The following is a 17,669-nucleotide window of genomic DNA, read 5'->3' on the forward strand; positions in this document are numbered from 1 at the left end:
ACTGGCCCTTTGCGGAGCGACTCTCTGTCCCCAGCACTCAAGCACCAGTTCCACCGCTCTCCTGGCATGGCCTCTTGGAGATTCTCTGCTCATTAGCTTTTTTGCCTGCATTTCTTTAAAAGGCAATTCCTTGGCAGATTGAGTTGATTTTCTTGAGAGAAGGGATGTGTTAGCAAGATGCGCGTTTCTTCAGAAGAAGAGGTGACCTTATCAGCGCCTGATATGGCCAGAGAAGCTTCTGCCGCTGCTACGACGACTGCTGTGCTCCAGCCCGCGCCAGCGCAAAGCGGGATTTTTCGCGCCTTCCGGGCTTTACGCCATCGTAATTTTCGTCTTTTCTGGTTCGGTCAGCTTATTTCGTTGATCGGGACCTGGATGCAGACCACAGCTCAAGCATGGCTGGTGCTGGAGCTGGACCATGACGCCTGGTTACTTGGCGTTGTCGGGGCCCTTCAGTTCTTGCCTGTACTCTTTTTCGCTCTCTTCGGGGGCATTATTGCCGACCGTCTCCCGAAGAAGCGGATTCTGGTGCTGACGCAATCGTCAGCCGCGGTGCAAGCTTTCTTGCTGTGGGTGCTGGTGGCCAGTGGTGCTGTGCAGATCTGGCACGTGCTGGTTCTGGCTCTGCTGCTGGGTATTACGAATGCGCTCGATATGCCGACACGGCAGGCTTTCGTGGTGGAGATGGTGGGACGCGAGGATCTGCCGAACGCAGTGGCACTGAACTCGTCCTTGTTCAATATGGCCCGTGTGCTTGGTCCCGCTATTGGTGGCTTGTTGATCGCCCGCCTTGGGGTGGCACCGCTCTTTCTGCTCAACGCGCTGAGCTTTGTACCGGTGATCGCGGGCATCGCCATGATCGACTCCCGTCGTCTCTACGCTCAGGCCCGCTTGCCGCTGGGCAAGCAGGGGCAACCCAGTCCTCTGCAGAGCTTGCGCGAAGGGCTGGCCTATGTGGCGCATACGCCGTCTGTGCTGCTGGTGATTGTGGTGGTGGGCCTGGTCTCACTCTTCGGGATTAATTTCAATGTCTCGCTGCCGCTCTTCGCCACGGATGTGCTGCATGCCGGACCGGCAGGCTTCGGCTTCATCTCCTCCGCCTTCGGGATCGGTTCACTGCTTTCAGCTCTCTGGCTGGCCTGGGCTAATAAGCGGCCCACTATTCGCAGTCTCCTTGTTAGTGGCATCGCTTTTAGCATCCTGGAGGCCGGGTTTGCCCTGTCGCCGTGGTATCCGCTGTCATTGGTCTTGATCGCCTTGACCGGCTTTACGCAGATCGCTTTCTCGGCGCTGGCCAATACGACCCTGCAGGCTGTGACGCCAGACCACCTGCGCGGGCGCGTGATGAGCGTCTATATGATGGTCTTCGCTGGTAGCTCGCCCATCGGCAATCTGTACACGGGCGCCCTGGCCGATCTGTTCGGCGCTCCAGCGGCGGTGCTGGCCGGTGCACTCCCCAGCCTGGTCGCCGCTCTGGCTGGCTGGTTCCTGCGCGGACCTGCCGAGAGAGATTTGACGGAATCGCGACAGTTTCTATAACTGGCTCACGCCTCTAGCCCCGTCAGGCCCACGCCGCCTCAGCCGCGCTGCTATTATCGGTTGCAGGCCAGGCTTAGGGGCCTGGCGCCGGGCTTTCTCCAGCAAGTCTCTCTTTCGACGGCATGCTCCAGCTTTGCGGCCCACCAGCAGCGCCGTGCCCTCCAGCCTGGCGACTGGCCTGCGTCAACCAGCAGTCTACTAGCCGTAGCCTCTTTGTCAACGGCAGCGCTTGCAGTATACTGAGAGCAGGGTTGGCGCGCCCGCCTCGGTCGCTGCTGTCACTGACCTTGAGCGCCCTGGCCGACTCCACGCGGATCGCTTCCTCAGCCCGGCCCGGATCGCTACCACCTTGCCGACTGTGATGTCGAAGCAGCAGCGCAGGTGCCTTAGCCGCTCTTCTCGGGGTGGCAGCGGTGGTACTGGTGGAGGCTGTTCTCAGCCTGAGCGCCATTCTGTCCAGCTCGGCTGATGGCTGCGCGAGCCAATGGAGAAAGATTTGATGGAGCTGCGATACTGCTATGGCTGCTACTGATGGCCTCGTATGGCGCATCCTGCCGCTCACCGTCGCTGACCAGCAGGTGCATCTGGACTACGGTCTGCGGTTGCTTGCTGGTAACGAGGCACCTCAGCCACCGACCCTTTATTGGTCGCAGGCCAACAGGACAGGTCTGGTACTGGGTTTCTCTCAGAAGGCGGCGCAATTGAACGTTGAGGCCCTGCGCCGGCTGGCCTTGCCGCTCTATCAGCGTCAGGCCGGCGGCACAGCAGTCCTGGTTGGCCCTGATCTGCTGGCTCTGGACGTCTTTTTGCCGCCAGGACATCCTTTAATTCTGACGGACGTGGTGGAGTCCTATCGCTGGCTGGGAGAGAGCTGGGTGGCGGCCCTGAACCGCTTAGGGATTACAACACGCCTTGTTCCACCGGCAGAGGCTCGCGCTCAGCAGGCTCTGCTGAAACAGCCAGCTACGGCGTCGCGCGAGGCCGTGCTGCGCCGCGCCTGCTATGGGTCGCTCTCTCCCTACGAAGTGGTGGCGCCTGATCAGCGCAAGGTAGTGGGACTGACTATGATCCGCCGTCGTACAGGGAGTCTGCTACAGTCCGGGCTGCTGCTGCGCTGGGAGGTGGAGCTGCTCGCCCTGGTTCTGGGTCAGACGGCAGAGGAGCAGGCTCTGCTGCGCCGCGAGCTGCCGCGCCGGGCTGTGGGACTGGAGACTCTGGCAGGCCGAGCGGTCTCCGTTGCTGAAGTGATGGCCGCTTTCGAACAGGCCTTGCTGGCTCGATTTTTCTCTCCTCCAACGCCGCAAAAGCACCCCGCTTCTCCTGCTGAGACTTGACGAGGTGCCGCTCTCGTGCCTATACTAGGCAAACTCCATGAGTATAGTAGCAGAGGTCCTTTACTATGGCAGATAGGAATGCACCAGGAGCAATTGAGGTTATCAAGGTTCCAGACTACGAGGCGATGGTCATCGGGGCCCATCCCGATGACGCAGATTTTGCCGCCGCGGGAACCAGCGCCCTCTGGGCTCGCCAGGGGAAGAAGATTGTCTGGGTTATTATGACCGACGGTACGGAGGGTACCGAGGTACCCAGTATGGTGGATAGAGAGCTGATGGTGGTTCGCGAGCAGGAGCAGCGTCTGGCCTGCGAGGTGCTCGGGGTTCAGGCAGTGGAGTTTCTGCGCTTCCAAGACGGCCATCTGGTGAATAATGATGAGACGCGCAAGGCTGTGGTGCGCTTGATTCGCAAATACCGTCCGCGTATTGTGATCACGCACGATCCGACGCAGCACATTTTTGCTCCCGATCCTGATGAGGAGCCAGATGAGACGGCCTATCTGAATCATCCTGATCACCGTGCCACTGGCAATATTGTGCTCGATGCTATCTTCCCGGCGGCAGTTAATCCCCACGCTTACCGCGAGCTGCTGGTTGAAGGGTTCCTTCCCTATCAGGTTCACGAGCTGTATCTTTTCAACAGCGAACACGATAACACCTATATTGACATCAGTGAGACGATCGAACTGAAGGCCAGGGGCCTGCAGTGCCATGTCAGTCAGTTTGGTCCCCAGGCAAATCTGCTGGAGGGTGTGAAGCGTTGGGCTGCCGAGACGGCCCGCGAGGCCCAGCAGAAAAAGGGTCTGCAGATGCAGTATGCCGAGGGTTTTCGGCGCATCAAGCTCTACATCCCCGGCAAGGAGAAAGGGAACCAGGAACAGCCTTCGGAGACCCAACAGGAGCAGGCCACTCACTAAGCAAGCAACTGCCACTACTGGGAAGAGCAGTTAGCGAGGAAGACAGGCGCAGCGTGAAATGAGTCGGGGAAGAGCTGACACGGCGAGATGATCAGGAGGCTTGTGGTGTCAGCACGGCGTAGAAGCCGCCCCAGAGCTGCAGGAAGCGCGATCGTGCCATTGAGGTGTAGTTAAGGCGCGATGAGTCGACCAGGTAGACCGTGCTGGTATTACCTCCACGCACCACCAGCAGGTGACCGCCAGGAAAACGATCAGGCGGGAAGCTAACAATCACCGGGCGCCCGCTGTTAGCGATGGCCAGCACCTGGTCGAGCGAGAGATTGTGCCCCCAGAGCGTATTGAAGTGGAAGCGAGCAGCAGTACGAGCGATACCCGCCTCTTCCAGTAAGCCCTGGTCAGGTGTAATCTCATGGATAGCAGACTCGACCTTTAAGATGTCGGCGATGCGGTAGTGATAGCCATAGGAGTTGATGACCACCGTCATAGCAGCGGCGGAGCAAGCCGAATAAGCCCACATCTGATATTGGGCCTGGGAGTCATACTGCGCGGGATCGAGCTGATTGATGCGCGCCAGGTGACTTGTGGCATCGTAGTGAGCAGTAGAGGCCGGTGCGTTCGAGGTCATCGTTGCCGCCGGCTCAGCAGTCCACAGGTAGGGCAGGACAAAACCTACTCCACGGGAGAGAAAGAGCTGCGAGCCGAGGAAGATGACAATCAGCAACGAAACCAGGCCGAGAAGGAGAATCTTCCAGGGGATCTCACGCCAGGGGAAAGAACCAGCGCCATAGACGCGTTCAGAAGCCACTGAGAGCGAGAGCACGCTCGCGCTGCGTCTTCGCGGCTGCGCCACGGTCGCGATCGGGCTTTGGCGCGCGCGTAAGCGAGGTGTGCTCGGAGGGCGCAGTAGGCGCTCTGCGGCAGCAGGGCGGCGTTTCCGGCCTCTCAACGATGGGCGCGCGGACAGGTAGAGACCGAACAGTGAGACGGTCAAGGCGACCGCAAAGAGCACGAGCACGAGCACAGGCATCGATACAGGCTCCTCAGCATCGCCAGGGTGCCACGTCTCTGGCCGGCTGTCGCGCAGCGGAGCGCGTCATTTTCCTGGCAGTGAGTATGATGTAGCCAACGGTCTGGCTAGAAGGAAGTATAGCATAGCCCACGCCAGTCGGGCAAGGCGTATCCTGAGCAGGGGACAGGTTGTCACGTCTTTTTTAGACTAGTGCCTTTATGACCGAAGGCAGCTCAGAGCACGTACCCTGGTAGAAAGTCATCCCCCGCCTTCGCTAGCCGGATCTTCCCCCTCCTTTCTCCCTGCGCGCATCTGGGCAGTACTCTATGCTATGATGAGAGAGTGCGAAAGTATGAGAGTGAGCGTGAGCACCTGCAGCCAGCAGTAGTGCCGCGTACCAGGCAGGAGCGCTTTTGACAATGGCCATCCTGGCAGGCTGGTTAAGCAAGCAAGCCATACCCGAGGCAGTCATTGAGGAGCGGCTCCTACGCATGGCCGCGGTGCTAGAGCAGCACGGTGGCGAGCGAGCGCTGGTGTTGCAACCTGGGGCAGGTCTGGTGACCTTCGCCGATCCATTGACGGGAGTCACTACTCAGCAGAAAACGGCGCTCCTGGATTGGCTACCGGGTCAGCAGACTTTTGTCTACCGCCGTCCACTTACTGGCTGGCACCCGCTCTACTACGTGCAGGACTGGCCGGAGCCGGGTGACCTGCTCTTTGCTAGCGAGATCAAAGCCCTCCTGGCCGCAGGCGTCCCGTGTCGTCTATTTCTGCCAGCCCTGGAGGCCGTGCGGCGCTATGGGTTCCTGCCAGCGCCGTGGACGGCTTTTGTCGGCATTGAGGTGGTTCCCGCTGGCTCCTTACTGCGCTGGCAGCAGGGGCGTACGCTTGTCAGCGAGCTGCATGATTACCGCCTGGCGGCCTCTGCTTCAGAGGGAGAAGAAGGGGAAGCAACCCCAGACGCAGTCAAGGCTGCCCTGCGTGAGCTAGATGAGCTCCTCTGTGCACAGAGCAGACACTTGCTGCCACTGCCAGCCGCCCCCTTGCTGGTGTTGACCGCCGGGACAGGGGCAGCGGCCATGAGCGCGGAACTGCTCAGCTGGGTCGCTCAGCAGCAGCGACAGGAGAGCAGCCCCTCCCTCCAAATCGCCACCTTGGCCTTTGCTGGTCAGCGCCGTGCTTACACAAGCGCAGAAGCGCTAGCGGAGCGTCTCCAGGCCGGCTTGCTGGCCATTCGGGGAGTCGACGCACCAGAGTACTGGCTGGCAACGGTGAGCGCCATCGAAGCGCCTTGCGCGCTGACCTTCCCGCTGGCCTTGCATCAAGCCTTGCACACGGCAGGCGTTGAAAGCGATGCGCGCCTGGCTTTGTTGGGACTGGGAGCACGCCCCTTGCTGGCTCCTCCACCTTCCCCCTCTCTTGCAGGAGAGGAGAGTGTAGAGCTGTTCCACAGCTATAGTGCGCTTCTACACGGCAGATCGTCCAGGCCCAGATTCCCTATTACCGAGGGGGACCAGCTATGGGCGCCGGAAGTCAGGCGTTGTCTGGCTGAGAGTCCAAGCTGGGAGGAGACCCGCCATGCCCGGCGCCTGGCCCGCAAGACACTGGCGCTGCGCCAGCCCTGGCAGCGCTGGCGCTATCTTGACCTGCATCTACGTTTGCCCGACCTGCTTCTGCAGACAGCGCAGCAGCTGGCAACCTTTGACCGGCTGATCCTGGTGGCGCCGTTTGCGCTGCCGGAGCTGGCGGAAGCGTTGGCCCTCCTTCCGCCAGACCACGAGCATCTGATCAGCCAGGCCACCCCTGGGAACCAGCCCAGCCCGCTTTCACTCGCGTCTCTGGTCCAGAGCTACCGCAGATCGTCGGCAGAGACAGCCTGGCCAGCGACCACCCTCCTCAGTGCGCCGGCTCGCTCGTTGGTAGCCGAGCTGACCAGCACGACAGCCCTGAGCAGCATCGGGCGCGACCTGCTTGCCGAGACCCTGACTCCGACAGCCCTGCTGCAGACCGGAATTTTCGCCCCCAAGAGCGTGAAGGCCTTGCAAGAGCGTTCCCGTGGCGGGAGTGTGCCACGGGAACTGGTCCTGGTTTTCACAACGCAACTGCTCTGCAAACTCTTCGGGGCCACGCTCTAGCGCCAGGCCTGGAGCAGGCTCGACTCACAAGCCCAGGCAGTCGCAGACTAGGACTGACTGGCCAGGCGTGACTCGTACTGGGCGCGCAGCACCTTCTTATCGAACTTGCCCACGCTAGTCTTGGGAATGGCTTCCACAAAGATCACTTCGTCTGGCAGCCACCACTTGGCGACCTTGGGGCGCAGGAACTCAAGGATCTCCTCGGCACTCACCTGGCCAGCAAACTCTGGTTTGGGAACAACACAGGCAAGCGGGCGCTCGGACCATTTCGGATGAGGCACACCTACCACGCAGGCTTCGAGCACCTTGGGATGCCCCATAATCAGATTCTCCAGCTCCACCGAAGAGATCCACTCGCCACCCGACTTCACCAGGTCCTTGGTGCGGTCAACGAGCTGGATCATACCATCGGCGTCGACGACGGCCACATCGCCTGTGCGCAGCCAGCCATCGACAAACTTCTCGCCGGAAGCCGCATCTTTATAGTACGCTCGCGCTACCCAGGGGCCGCGCACCTGCAGCTCACCGAAGGTCTGACCATCCCAGGGCACTTCGTCGCCACTCTCAATGTTGACCACGCGGAAGTCAACGCCAGGCACAACTGTGCCCTGCTTAGCGCGAGTACGGAACTGCTCTTCGGCAGGCAGATCACGCTGATAGCTGCGCAGACGCGCAATGGAAGCCAGCGGCGAGGTCTCGGTCATGCCCCAGGCATGAATAATGGTTATGTTCTTGCGCGCCAGGCCCTCGATCAGCGACTGGGGTACCGCCGAGCCACCGCTGACAATGGCACGCAGAGAGGAGAAATCAAACTGCTCCTTCTCCAAAACGTTGAGCAGGCCGATCCAGATCGTGGGCACGCCAGCGGCGAGCGTCACGTGCTCCTTCTCCATCAGCTGGGCAATGCGCAGGGGATCAAGGAAGCGTCCCGGCATCACAATGCTTGATCCCATCATGACACCCGCATGCGGAAAGCCCCAGGCATTGGCGTGGAACATCGGCACAACCGGCAAGACGCGATCCTGCTCACAGAGACCCGGGCCATCGGCCAAGCCCACCCCCATCGAGTGCAGGAAGATCGAGCGATGGCTATAGACCACACCTTTGGGGTTACCCGTGGTACCGGAGGTATAGCACATGGCAGCCGCCGTATTCTCATCGAGCTCGGGCCAGGTATAGGTTGTCGGCTGTGTGGCAATGAAATCCTCGTAGTCCACCACGGGATGCAGCTTCTGAGGCTGATAGGGCGGCTGTCCCATCACCACATAGAGCTTGACCGTCGGCAGCCGATCTGCAATCTGCTCCAGGACCGGCACCAGGTCACCATCGACAAAGATCAGACGATCTTCAGCGTCGTTGACAATGTAGACCAGCTGCTCGGGGAACAGGCGGATGTTGAGCGTGTGCAGGACGGCCCCATAACAAGGGATGGCAAAATAGAGCTCCAGATGGCGGTAGGTATTCCAGGCAAAAGTTGCAACGCGGTCGCCCTGGGCAACGCCCGCCTCTTTGAGGGCATTGGCCAGCTGCATGGTGCGCTTGCCCCAATCGGCGTAGGTGTAACGGTGGAGTCCATCCTCCGTCTGCGTCACAACCTCCTTACGATAGAACAGGCGAGTGGCCCGATTGAAGGCGTGTTGCAGCGTCAGCGGATAGTTCATCATTAAGCCTTGCATGTGCGCATCTCCTGTCGTGGATCAAGCGTTACGACATCGTACCGTGGCGGGGCATGGGCCGGGACCGCAACGCCCTGCTCTACAGTATTGTACGTTGCAACAGCCGCCCTCTTCCAGAGAACCAGCGGCTTTTTTCACAGTCAGCAGGCCGCTGCGTCAGGTTCGCCCTCTAACAAAACGTCACAGTCTTAGAGACTGCTGAGAATTCCAGCGATTTTTGTAGTTTTGCTTGCCCGGGGATTTGCGCTTCTGTTATTCTGAATACAGAAGAGCCAATAGAACACGCCTGGCTGCTGTCACCACCCGGCACAGTGGCAGTGAAGACAAGAGGAGAAGGGGAGCCGGCTCCAGCAACCAGCGACAACCAAGAAAGACACGGGCTAGTCTAGATCGAGCAGAGGAGCCGACTATGATGATAAGCAAGACGGGGCGTCCGCGTGGGCTGGCCGCGCTCAGCCCCGAGCGTCGACGCGAGATCGCCAGCAAAGGGGGCCGTACCTCGCAATCGCGCGGCACGGCCCATCAGTGGACAGCAGAAGAGGCCTCAGCAGCGGGCAAGAAGGGTAGCGCCCGCTATGCACGCAGGCGCGCTGAGCTGCAAAGCCAGCTCAGCTAACCTGCGTGGTCAACACCCTCGATGGTAGCCGCCACCTGCTGGTTGCCTCGGGCCGCGGCCCAGCGCAGCACTTCGCCAGCCAGATAGAGCGAGCCGGCGGCACAGACGGCGTCGTCGGCTTCAGCCAGCTGCACCGCCAGATCCATTGCCTGACGGCTGGTCTCTGCACGATAGAGGGGGACATGAGGAGCATGAGTCCTGAACTGGTCGGCAATTTCCTCGATACCCAGCGTGCGCGGATTGGCGACGGCTGTGATGACAACCGCATCGACACTGGCCAGGGCCTGAACCATGCCCGCCACGTCCTTGTTGCGCAGGGTCGAGAGAACCACAATGAGCCGCCGGAAATGGAAGGTGGTCCGCAGCGCTTCGATAAGGCGCTGCATCGATTCGGCAGTATGAGCGCCATCTACTACTACCAGCGGCTCCCGTCCAATGACTTCCAGACGCGCCGACCAGTAGACCGAGCGCAAGCCTGCTCGCAGGGCCTCCTCGGTCCACTGAATGCCTTTGTGGCGCAAGGACTCCAGGGTGGCTATGGCCGCCGTGGCATTCTCAAGCTGGTGCTGGCCCAGCAGCGATAGCTCCAGCCCCTGATAGACCTGCGAGGGAGTCTCGACAGTAAAGCGCTGGCCCTCGGGAGTGCGCGCCTCCAGGGCATAGCGGTAACGCAGCGGCGGCAGGAGACCTGCCCGGACCTCTTCCTGCGCCGGATCGCCTTCTGCCGGCCCGACGCGGATGAGTTCGGCCTGCTGCCGCTCGCTGACGGCAGCAATGGCCAGCAAAGCTTCCGGGGCCTGAGCCGAGGTGACTACTGTCCCCTGCGGCTTGATGATACCAGCCTTCTCGGTGGCTATCTTGGTGAGCGTATCACCAAGGACCTCCATGTGATCGAAGCCAATGGAGGTGATGACCGAGACCAGCGGCATGGTGACATTGGTGGCATCGAGCCGTCCCCCCAGGCCAACTTCGATCACAGCGTGCTCGACCCCCTGACGTGCGAAATAGAGAAAGGCCAGGGCGGTCGCTACTTCAAAGGTGATATAGGGTCCAAAGCGCCCCTCTCGTTCGATACGCTCGACAGCGGCACGCAGCTCGGGCACAAGCCTGGCTACATCCTCTTCACCAATGAGCTGGCCGTTGATGCGAATTCGCTCGCGAAAGGTGTGTAGATCCGGCTGCGTATAGAGGCCGGTACGCAGACCCGCCTCACGCAAGACACGCTCGATGATGGCTGCTGTTGAGCCTTTCCCTTTGGTACCCGCTATGAGAGTGCAGCTGTAGGCCTGGTGTGGATTGCCAACGGCCTCTAGCAGACAACGCTCGCGAGGCAGATTCTCGTTGCGATCGCGCACGTAACTGCCGCCGCGTTCATAGTCACTGAGGCTGTAGAGATAAGCAAGGGCTTCCTGATAATTCACTTCGATCGCTACACCTTTCACTCAGGATTTTGGAATAGAAAAGGCTCCACGCACGATAGCATCGCTCATTTTGACAACGCGCATCATTTCACGTACATCGTGAACACGGATGATATCAGCTCCCTGGGCGATGCCAAGAGCTACTGTGGCGGCAGTGCCTTCGACGCGCTCTTGGGGCGGGAGGCCACCTAGCACCAGGCCGATGGTTGATTTGCGCGATGTTCCAAGCAGGAGAGGGCGCCCAAGGCTGCGCAGTTCGCCCAGGCGTCGGAGCAAGGTCAGATTCTCTTCGGGCGTAGTACCGAATCCGATGCCTGGGTCAATAATGATGCGCTCCCAGGCCACTCCTGCCGCGAGAGCGATTTCAATGCTGCCCGCCAGGAAGCGCAGGACATCGCTGACAATATCGCGTTTCTGAAAGCCGCGCATGTTGGCCATAAGGACCACGGGGACGCCGCGCTCGGCGGCCAGAGCCGCCATCTCAGGATCAGCGCGCAAGCCCCAGATATCGTTGATCAGGTTGGCCCCGGCCTCCAGCGCCTGCCGCGCGACCTCGGCCCGATAGGTGTCGATGGAAATAATGATGTCTTCGGGCAAGGCTGCACGCAAGGCTCGAATGATCGGCAGCACCCGCTCTTGTTCTTCTGCGGGCGAAATTGGTGAGGCACCTGGGCGTGTCGACTCACCTCCTACATCGATGAAGGTCGCTCCTTCGCTCACAAACTGCTTGGCCTGCGCGACAGCACGCTGCACTACCTGGTCGCGCACGGCGGGATCGCTTAAGGTGGCTGCTCCTGTGGGAAGCAAGCCATCGCCGGCAAAGGAGTCAGGGGTGACATTAACGATGCCCATCACATAGGTACGTCGACCCCATTCGAGGTGATAACGATCCCAGATAGTCGGCGGTAGCGGTACGGTTGCCGCTGCTGCTACGGACATGGCTGGCTACCCTCACAACAATAGAGTTCTTGCCTCTGGCCCAAGCTGCAGAGGGTCTCTCTCACAAGAGTGGTCGCTTCAGCCTGGACTTCCAGAGTCCTTCGGCGACAGGACGCCGTTGTGCACGCATGGTCGGGTCGGGCCGAGATCGATTGGCCTCCGCCTGCTTTCGCTCCGATGCCTGGTCCTGGTGCCTATATTATCTTATCTTCCGGCAGCACAAGGCCGCAAACCTGACCTTGTCTGTTCGTCTGCTATCTAGGTGCCCGGGCCGAGCCGCTGCGGGCAAGCAGTAGGCACCGCTTCCGCCCCTGGAAGCCGGCTCGCTAGACCATCCCGGTCACAATGCGGCACAGGTATGCCCCTCATGCTATACTACACAGAGAGATAGAGATATTGCTCTCCTAGTCAGGCCAGCCGGCCAACTTGACTAACTACCCGTGATCCAGCAAGCAACTCATTAACCGCACCGCTCTATCAACTATAAGAAAGAAAAGGCAGAGGAAGCAGAGACAATGGAAGATCCCATTACGACGCGTCGACGCCAACAGGCGCTGAGTCAGTCCCGCCGCTGCCGAGAATGCGAACAGGAGGCCCTGGGGCGCTGTCCCGACTGCCATCGCAGCTTCTGCCAGGAGCATTTTCCGAAGCAGCAACACTCGCCCTGCGCCGAGCGGCAGCTGCGCATGGCTGAGATCCAGGTCTGCTACGTCTGTGGCGTCCCGGTTTATCCAGATCAGTGGTCAATCTCCCGTACTTCGCATTTCATCGATCAATACCGTTGTAAAGGCTGTGGGCGCTATGTTTGCGAAGAGCTACATACCAGGAAGAAAGATGAAGATGTTGTTATTGTTCGCGAGGGCTTGCGTGGCCATCGCTACCAGTACACGATTCGCTACTGTGATCTCTGTGCCCCTCTTTCCTACGTGGGTGGCCTCAAGGGGTTAGCGCGTTGGGTGACGCTGGTGGGAACGGTTGTGGCCCTTGTCTTTTTTCACTTTCACCCCTAAGATAGGGAAAAAGTTTCCTGTGGAGAAGCATGGCCATCTCAACTACCGTTCAAGCAACGCTCCAGCGTTACCGCGAGGAGATCCAGGCCGCACTCAGGGAGGCTGTGGCACGCGCCACGGCCTCTACTGGGGCAGAGGCTTCCGGGCTCCTGCAAGATTACTATGGTCAGATGCGCTATCATCTGGGCTGGGTCGATGCCCAGTTGCATCCCATCAACGCTCAGACGGGCAAGCTCCTGCGCCCTACCTTGCTGCTCCTCTCTTACGAAGCTGCTGGCGCCTGGGGGCAGCTGCCTCCTGGGGATGAGCCACGTCACTACCTCCAGCGGGCCTTGCCCGCGGCGGCAGCCATTGAGCTGACCCACAATTTCACCCTCATCCATGACGACATTGTGGACGAAGATAGCGAGCGCCACCATCGTCCTACGGTTTGGAAGCTGTGGGGTGTGCCCCACGCAATCAATGCTGGCGATGGCATGTTCGCTCTCAGCCGTCTGGCCCTTTGGGGCGTGCTGGAGGTCGGTGTTGATCCCGCCCTCGCCGCCCGCCTGGCCGCTCTTCTTGACCGCACTTGTCTGACAATCGCAGAGGGCCAGTATCTCGATATGCTGTTCGAGACTCGTATGGATGTCTCGGTTGAGGCTTACATCGAAATGATTCGACGTAAAACCGCTGCCTTGATGGCCTGCGCTGCCGAGATGGGGGCCTTACTGGGCACACAGGACGCAGAGACCGTGGAGCGGCTGCGTCATTTCGGTGAGGCTATTGGCCTGGCCTTCCAGGTGCGCGACGACGTACTGGGCGTCTGGGCCAGTCTGGATGAGCTGGGCAAGAATCCTGCTGGCGATATCTACCGACGCAAAAAGAGTCTGCCGATCCTGCACGCCCTGGCCCAAGCCCAACCGGCTGATCGCGAGCGGCTACAGATCCTGTACCAGCAAAGCGCTCCTCTGAGTCAAGAGGAGGTGGACGAGATCCTGGCGATCTTTGCTCGCACGGAGACACGCTCCTACTGCCAGGCTTTTCTGGCCGAGCAATGCCGCCGAGCGCGCGCCGCCCTGGATGCTGTCCCTGCTTCGTCTACCTCACTCGCCAGGCGCGCTCGAAGCGACTTAGAAGCCTTTGTGGCTTTCATTGAAGCTGCCAGCCAAAACTAGAGTTCAGCAGCGCAAGATCATCCAGGGCCAGCGGCCCAGCAGGCGGCAGAACTGGCACCGCCATCATCAGCTCCAGGCAGAGAGCAAGAGATCAGCACCGTCGCGGCCAGCCAGCCAGCCAGGGCAACTTCTACGGGAAGGCTGAGCCAGACCAGGCCTGGCGCGGTCCGGCAGTCGTTTAACTAAGCTGCCAGAGCGTCACCCGATTCCCCGCCGCCGTGGCAATGGTCCGCCCGTCCGCGGACCATTGCAGGGAGAGTACCGGAGCGCCCAGGCGGACGGTGAAGAGTGGCATCTGACTGTGCGTCGGATACCAGATGGCCAGCAGGCCATCGTTACCGGCGCTAGCCAGCAGCCTGCCATCGGGCGACCAGGCCAGCGTACGCAGCGGCTGTGTGTGCAGATGGAGATGCTGAGGTCCGTCGACACATTGGGTTCCGAAGGCCCCTGCCTGTTGGCGCTGGCAGGTCAGCCCGTTCCAGAGGCGGATCAGGCCGTCGTCGCCCCCAACCGCAAGCAGCATGCCTGTGGGAGCGAACGCTAGCGTACGCAGGGTTATCTGACCGTCCTGATAGTAGCCGTGCAGTTCCTGGTCGCTGTCAGCTCGCCAGACACGCACCACTCCTCCAGTGGAGGCTGTGGCTATGGTCTGGCCATCCGCGGCCCATGAGGCGGCTTCCAGCGGACTCGTATGGCGCCTGAAGACCTGCAAAGGGCGCCAGAGCTTGCCATCCCAGACAATGGCCAGCTTATCAAGGCTGGCCGAGACAAGGCGTGCCTGACCATGTGGCGCCCAGGCTACGGCGGTGACGGTGGCTGTATGTCGCTGGAGCGGTTGCGTCAGTGGGGTGCCATTGTAGGGATCGAGAAACTGCACCGCCAAGCCAGCTCCCAGAGCCAGCTGCGTTCCATCAGGTGACCAGGCCAGGGTACGGACGGCTCCGTTGATGGTGAAAGTATGTTGAACCTGACCTTGCGTGTTCCAGATCAGCAGCTGCCCATCAAGCGAGCCACTGGCCAGCAATTTTCCATCGGGTGACCAGGCCAGCGAGCGCACGGTCTGCCGGTGTTGGGCGAAGACCAGGCTAGCCCGAGCGGTGGTCGGCAGCGGGGCCGCCGTTGGAGTGGGCGTTTGCTTCGGTACAGCGGTGGTCGCTGGCCTGCCTTGGAGCTGCTGCTTTGTCAGCCACCCTCCCAGGACCCCAGAGCGGTAGGCGGCGTAGCCAGCGCTTGCTCCCGCCACTCCCACTATTGTCAGACCGAGCAAGCTCAGGACAAGACGCCGTGAGCGCTTCCTTCCTGCCGCCTGCTGGCCCCCATCTGCAACCGGTGAGCCTGGCACTCCCACCGCTGGCAGAGCTGTAGCATCAACCAGCGTCACTGCATCATGCAGCCCATCCTCCACTGGCCCTCGTCCGCCAACAGCCGGCTCTACCACGTAGGGTCTCAGCAGCAAGGAGGTCCCGGCCTTGACTCCGGCTTCCTCCAGGCTCAGCTCACGCGGCAGCTCCCGTCCGTTCTCTGCCAGGCTCAAACGGTAGCTCAGCCGGTTGCCAGTGCTATCCTCCTGCGGCAACTTCAACACCTTGACCAGGGCCGGCACCAGCGACCAGAGCGGTGCATCGCCTGAGACCTCTACTGGATACCTTAGTCCAGAGAGGCTGTCTTCAATGATGACCTCTAGCATGCTTGTCTCCCCTCTTTGAAGGCTCGCGCCTCACATCCACAGCTTCTCTCTGGGAGGAATCCACGAACGATCAAGCGGCCTATTTTTTACAGCTTGCGCTCCTCCCCCAAAATGGCCACCACCAAGAAAGAGGCAGCGAATCGTCTTTTTTAGGAGTGGGAGACAAGAGCCAGGCGCCTTTTTCTGCCACCAGTCATCTGCTACAAGCCAGGGGAGAAGAAAAGATTGTTCCTGTCCACCACGGCCCCTCATATCTGAGGTGCGCTTTGCGTTGTCTTAGAGCACTATGGAGTTGAGCCGCCAAAGCCCCTGGAGGGGGTTTGTTTGCAGGTACACAGGCAACTCTCATATGGAGGAAGCTCATGCTATTACCAGGCAAGACATGCTTATGGCAGCCAACAGCGCGCAAGGCGACACTCGTTCAACGGCTCCTCCTGTCCTTATTGCTGATCAGTTCGCTATGGCCCGGCTACTTCAAATCGCCGTCGGCCAGCGCCAGCGGGCACAGCCCTGGGGTGGCCAGTTTTCCGACAGTAGATGGCAACTATATCTACCAGCAGCTTTTCTATATGGCCACCCATTTTCTGCGGCGCGAAGCCGGTTACGATCGCAATCTGCCGCCCACTGTCAACGGTCACGACGAGTTTGCTGCCTACTGGAGCGAGGAAATGCTGCGCAACCTGGGTGGCTTTGATCCCCAAGTCCGGCGCGACCCCTTTGCTATCCGGGGCTGGCTTAATCGCCCGGCGCTCGTGCCTGCCTTCAATGTTGAGGTCAGCGTCCCCGGCATCAAACACCCTGAGCAGATCATCATCATTGGCTGCCACTACGATGGCATGGCCTTCTCAACCCAGTCGGCCTACGACGACGCCAGCGGCTGCGCCATCGAACTGGGCATCGCCCGCGGGTTAGCCAGCTACTGGCGTGCGCATCAGCTCTATCCAGCTCGCACGCTACGCTTTGTCCTCTTCGATGCCGAGGAGCAGGGCCTCTATGGCTCGTTCCATGCCGTCAACGAGACCATGAACGCCGATCTGGGGAATATTGTTGCCATGTTTAACGAGGAGCAGAGCGGCATCGCCTATCCTGTGCGCTACCTCGGTCAGGCTGCTAATCCTGTTTTTCCTCTCTATGTCGATCTCTCCCCCTTGACGAGCACTAAGCTCTACCCACAACAGAATGCACTTACAGCAGGGCAACGCCAACGTATCAGTCAACTCCGGAATCTGATGGACCAGGCTGTTCCTGCTGTCTTTGCTGAGCTTTATGAAGAAGGCTTTCAGATGCTCTCCTATCACGGACGACAGCAACAGGATATCTTTGAGCCGATCTTTACTCCTGATCAGCAGCAAGACGTGATCCGTGAGGATGACCGGCTTGGCAGCAGCGATCAGGTGCCGTTCACGCTGGCAGGGGTCGCCTGTGCCACTCTGGTCGGCAACTCCAGTTATTACAGCACAGCCGCCATGCCTGGTTACCCCTTTGACCAGCCGGAAGACACGATTCAGCTGATGAATACCTTCGCCGACGGCAGCTCACAGCAGTCACAGGCTTTGACCTTAGCTCTGACCCTGCCCGCCATGCTCACGACCTGGCTGCTCAACCAGCCCGCGATCCTGGGAGCCGTCCCTCCTGACGGTCGCCCGCTCACAGCTATCAACGATCTCGGCAGAGCGAGACCAGGTCTGCCACTGACCGTTGAGGCTCAGGCCGCTTTCCTGCCTGGCTCCAGCTTACCGACAGGCAGGTTCAGCTACCATTGGGATTTCGGCGACGGTGAGAGCGCTCAGGGCCAACGCGTCAGCCACGTCTATCATCGGGCCGGCGAGTATCAGCTCAGACTTACAGTGACGGCTGCCAATGGCGCCCAACGCCTCATTAGCCAGACGCTTGTTGTGGGGCAGCAGTCTCCAAGTTACCCTAATCCTTACGTGCGTTTCCTCAACAACGGCATGCCGCCCGGTAACCCCGGCATCACTCTGCCCACCCCGAATAACCGGCTCAGCGACCGCGTCACCACTGTCGCCCAGGCTACCGCTATCACAGCAGTCCCCCCAGCCGGCACAGCTCATCCTGTGGCGCTCGCCCTCGGCGTGGCTATCGGCCTGGCACTGCTTTTTGTTATACTGATAGGCGTACTACTGTTCATCTCTCGCAGCCAACGCAACGACCGGCAGAACGCCAGTGCTCACGCCACGAGGGAGCACGGGCCTGGAGGAAGCAGCTAGC

General features: G+C 60.4%; 13 protein-coding genes. 8 read left to right on the forward strand and 5 right to left on the reverse strand.

Annotated elements, in window-relative coordinates:
- The first annotated feature begins 177 nt into the window (after positions 1–177).
- From KTAU_RS00345 to KTAU_RS00355, 3 genes are all read left to right on the forward strand, one after another.
- Positions 178–1,539, forward strand: coding sequence for an MFS transporter (locus tag KTAU_RS00345; RefSeq protein WP_228026256.1), 1,362 nt, complete (start codon positions 178–180; stop codon positions 1,537–1,539).
- A 518-nt stretch (positions 1,540–2,057) separates the two neighbouring features.
- Positions 2,058–2,873 (forward strand): lipoyl protein ligase domain-containing protein, encoded by an 816-nt coding sequence (locus tag KTAU_RS00350; protein ID WP_151726525.1) that lies wholly within the window; start codon positions 2,058–2,060, stop codon positions 2,871–2,873.
- Between the two features lie 65 nt (positions 2,874–2,938).
- Complete coding sequence (locus tag KTAU_RS00355) at positions 2,939–3,790, forward strand: PIG-L deacetylase family protein (protein WP_151726526.1); 852 nt, start codon at positions 2,939–2,941, stop codon at positions 3,788–3,790.
- Positions 3,791–3,881: 91 nt separating this feature from the next.
- Here KTAU_RS00355 and KTAU_RS00360 read toward each other — a convergent pair whose 3' ends face one another.
- Positions 3,882–4,817, reverse strand: coding sequence for a C39 family peptidase (locus KTAU_RS00360; RefSeq protein ID WP_151726527.1), 936 nt, complete (start codon positions 4,815–4,817; stop codon positions 3,882–3,884).
- 401 nt (positions 4,818–5,218) lie between these two features.
- On the opposite strand from KTAU_RS00360, the gene KTAU_RS00365 reads away from it, so the two are divergent.
- Positions 5,219–6,934, forward strand: a complete 1,716-nt coding sequence (locus tag KTAU_RS00365) for a hypothetical protein (protein WP_151726528.1) — start codon at positions 5,219–5,221, stop codon at positions 6,932–6,934.
- A 47-nt stretch (positions 6,935–6,981) separates the two neighbouring features.
- On the opposite strand, the gene KTAU_RS00370 is transcribed toward KTAU_RS00365, so the two are convergent.
- The gene (locus KTAU_RS00370; RefSeq protein ID WP_151726529.1) at positions 6,982–8,610 is read right to left on the reverse strand and encodes a long-chain fatty acid--CoA ligase; all 1,629 of its coding nucleotides are present in this window, start codon (positions 8,608–8,610) and stop codon (positions 6,982–6,984) included.
- A 409-nt stretch (positions 8,611–9,019) separates the two neighbouring features.
- Between KTAU_RS00370 and KTAU_RS00375 the strand changes: the two genes are divergently transcribed.
- The gene (locus KTAU_RS00375) at positions 9,020–9,226 is read left to right on the forward strand and encodes a KGG domain-containing protein (RefSeq protein WP_223258223.1); all 207 of its coding nucleotides are present in this window, start codon (positions 9,020–9,022) and stop codon (positions 9,224–9,226) included.
- Here the strand turns inward: KTAU_RS00375 and KTAU_RS00380 are convergent.
- Together KTAU_RS00380 and folP are read right to left on the reverse strand one after the other, a co-directional pair.
- Entirely contained in the window at positions 9,223–10,647 is a 1,425-nt protein-coding gene (locus KTAU_RS00380) for a bifunctional folylpolyglutamate synthase/dihydrofolate synthase (RefSeq protein WP_170292948.1), read from the reverse strand. The genes KTAU_RS00375 and KTAU_RS00380 overlap by 4 nt on opposite strands.
- 21 nt (positions 10,648–10,668) lie before the next feature.
- On the reverse strand, positions 10,669–11,586 hold the full coding sequence (folP, locus tag KTAU_RS00385) for a dihydropteroate synthase (protein ID WP_151726531.1): 918 nt from the start codon (positions 11,584–11,586) through the stop codon (positions 10,669–10,671).
- A 515-nt stretch (positions 11,587–12,101) separates the two neighbouring features.
- On the opposite strand from folP, the gene KTAU_RS00390 reads away from it, so the two are divergent.
- Both KTAU_RS00390 and KTAU_RS00395 read left to right on the forward strand, forming a co-directional pair.
- Positions 12,102–12,596 carry a B-box zinc finger protein gene (locus KTAU_RS00390; protein WP_151726532.1) on the forward strand — a complete coding sequence of 165 codons (495 nt, stop codon included), beginning with the start codon at positions 12,102–12,104 and terminating at the stop codon, positions 12,594–12,596.
- A 29-nt stretch (positions 12,597–12,625) separates the two neighbouring features.
- Positions 12,626–13,753 (forward strand): polyprenyl synthetase family protein, encoded by a 1,128-nt coding sequence (locus KTAU_RS00395; protein WP_151726533.1) that lies wholly within the window; start codon positions 12,626–12,628, stop codon positions 13,751–13,753.
- A 178-nt stretch (positions 13,754–13,931) separates the two neighbouring features.
- Here KTAU_RS00395 and KTAU_RS00400 read toward each other — a convergent pair whose 3' ends face one another.
- The gene (locus KTAU_RS00400) at positions 13,932–15,440 is read right to left on the reverse strand and encodes a WD40 domain-containing protein (RefSeq protein WP_151726534.1); all 1,509 of its coding nucleotides are present in this window, start codon (positions 15,438–15,440) and stop codon (positions 13,932–13,934) included.
- 362 nt (positions 15,441–15,802) lie between these two features.
- Here KTAU_RS00400 and KTAU_RS21835 point away from each other — a divergent pair, with 362 nt between their 5' ends.
- On the forward strand, positions 15,803–17,668 hold the full coding sequence (locus KTAU_RS21835) for a M28 family peptidase (RefSeq protein WP_151726535.1): 1,866 nt from the start codon (positions 15,803–15,805) through the stop codon (positions 17,666–17,668).
- Position 17,669 lies beyond the last annotated feature (1 nt).

Origin of the sequence: Thermogemmatispora aurantia (genome assembly GCF_008974285.1) — a bacterium.
GTDB classification, from domain to species: Bacteria; Chloroflexota; Ktedonobacteria; order Ktedonobacterales; family Ktedonobacteraceae; genus Thermogemmatispora; species Thermogemmatispora aurantia.

Excerpts from the sequence above, each read along its gene's own strand:
- KTAU_RS00345 (WP_228026256.1), top strand. The coding sequence starts at position 178 with ATGCGCGTTTCTTCAGAAGAAGAGGTGACCTTATCAGCGCCTGATATG.
- KTAU_RS00350 (WP_151726525.1), top strand. The coding sequence starts at position 2,058 with ATGGCTGCTACTGATGGCCTCGTATGGCGCATCCTGCCGCTCACCGTC.
- KTAU_RS00355 (WP_151726526.1), top strand. The coding sequence starts at position 2,939 with ATGGCAGATAGGAATGCACCAGGAGCAATTGAGGTTATCAAGGTTCCA.
- KTAU_RS00360 (WP_151726527.1), bottom strand. The coding sequence starts at position 4,817 with ATGCCTGTGCTCGTGCTCGTGCTCTTTGCGGTCGCCTTGACCGTCTCA.
- KTAU_RS00365 (WP_151726528.1), top strand. The coding sequence starts at position 5,219 with ATGGCCATCCTGGCAGGCTGGTTAAGCAAGCAAGCCATACCCGAGGCA.
- KTAU_RS00370 (WP_151726529.1), bottom strand. The coding sequence starts at position 8,610 with ATGCAAGGCTTAATGATGAACTATCCGCTGACGCTGCAACACGCCTTC.
- KTAU_RS00375 (WP_223258223.1), top strand. The coding sequence starts at position 9,020 with ATGATGATAAGCAAGACGGGGCGTCCGCGTGGGCTGGCCGCGCTCAGC.
- folP (WP_151726531.1), bottom strand. The coding sequence starts at position 11,586 with ATGTCCGTAGCAGCAGCGGCAACCGTACCGCTACCGCCGACTATCTGG.
- KTAU_RS00390 (WP_151726532.1), top strand. The coding sequence starts at position 12,102 with ATGGAAGATCCCATTACGACGCGTCGACGCCAACAGGCGCTGAGTCAG.
- KTAU_RS00395 (WP_151726533.1), top strand. The coding sequence starts at position 12,626 with ATGGCCATCTCAACTACCGTTCAAGCAACGCTCCAGCGTTACCGCGAG.
- KTAU_RS00400 (WP_151726534.1), bottom strand. The coding sequence starts at position 15,440 with ATGCTAGAGGTCATCATTGAAGACAGCCTCTCTGGACTAAGGTATCCA.
- KTAU_RS21835 (WP_151726535.1), top strand. The coding sequence starts at position 15,803 with ATGCTATTACCAGGCAAGACATGCTTATGGCAGCCAACAGCGCGCAAG.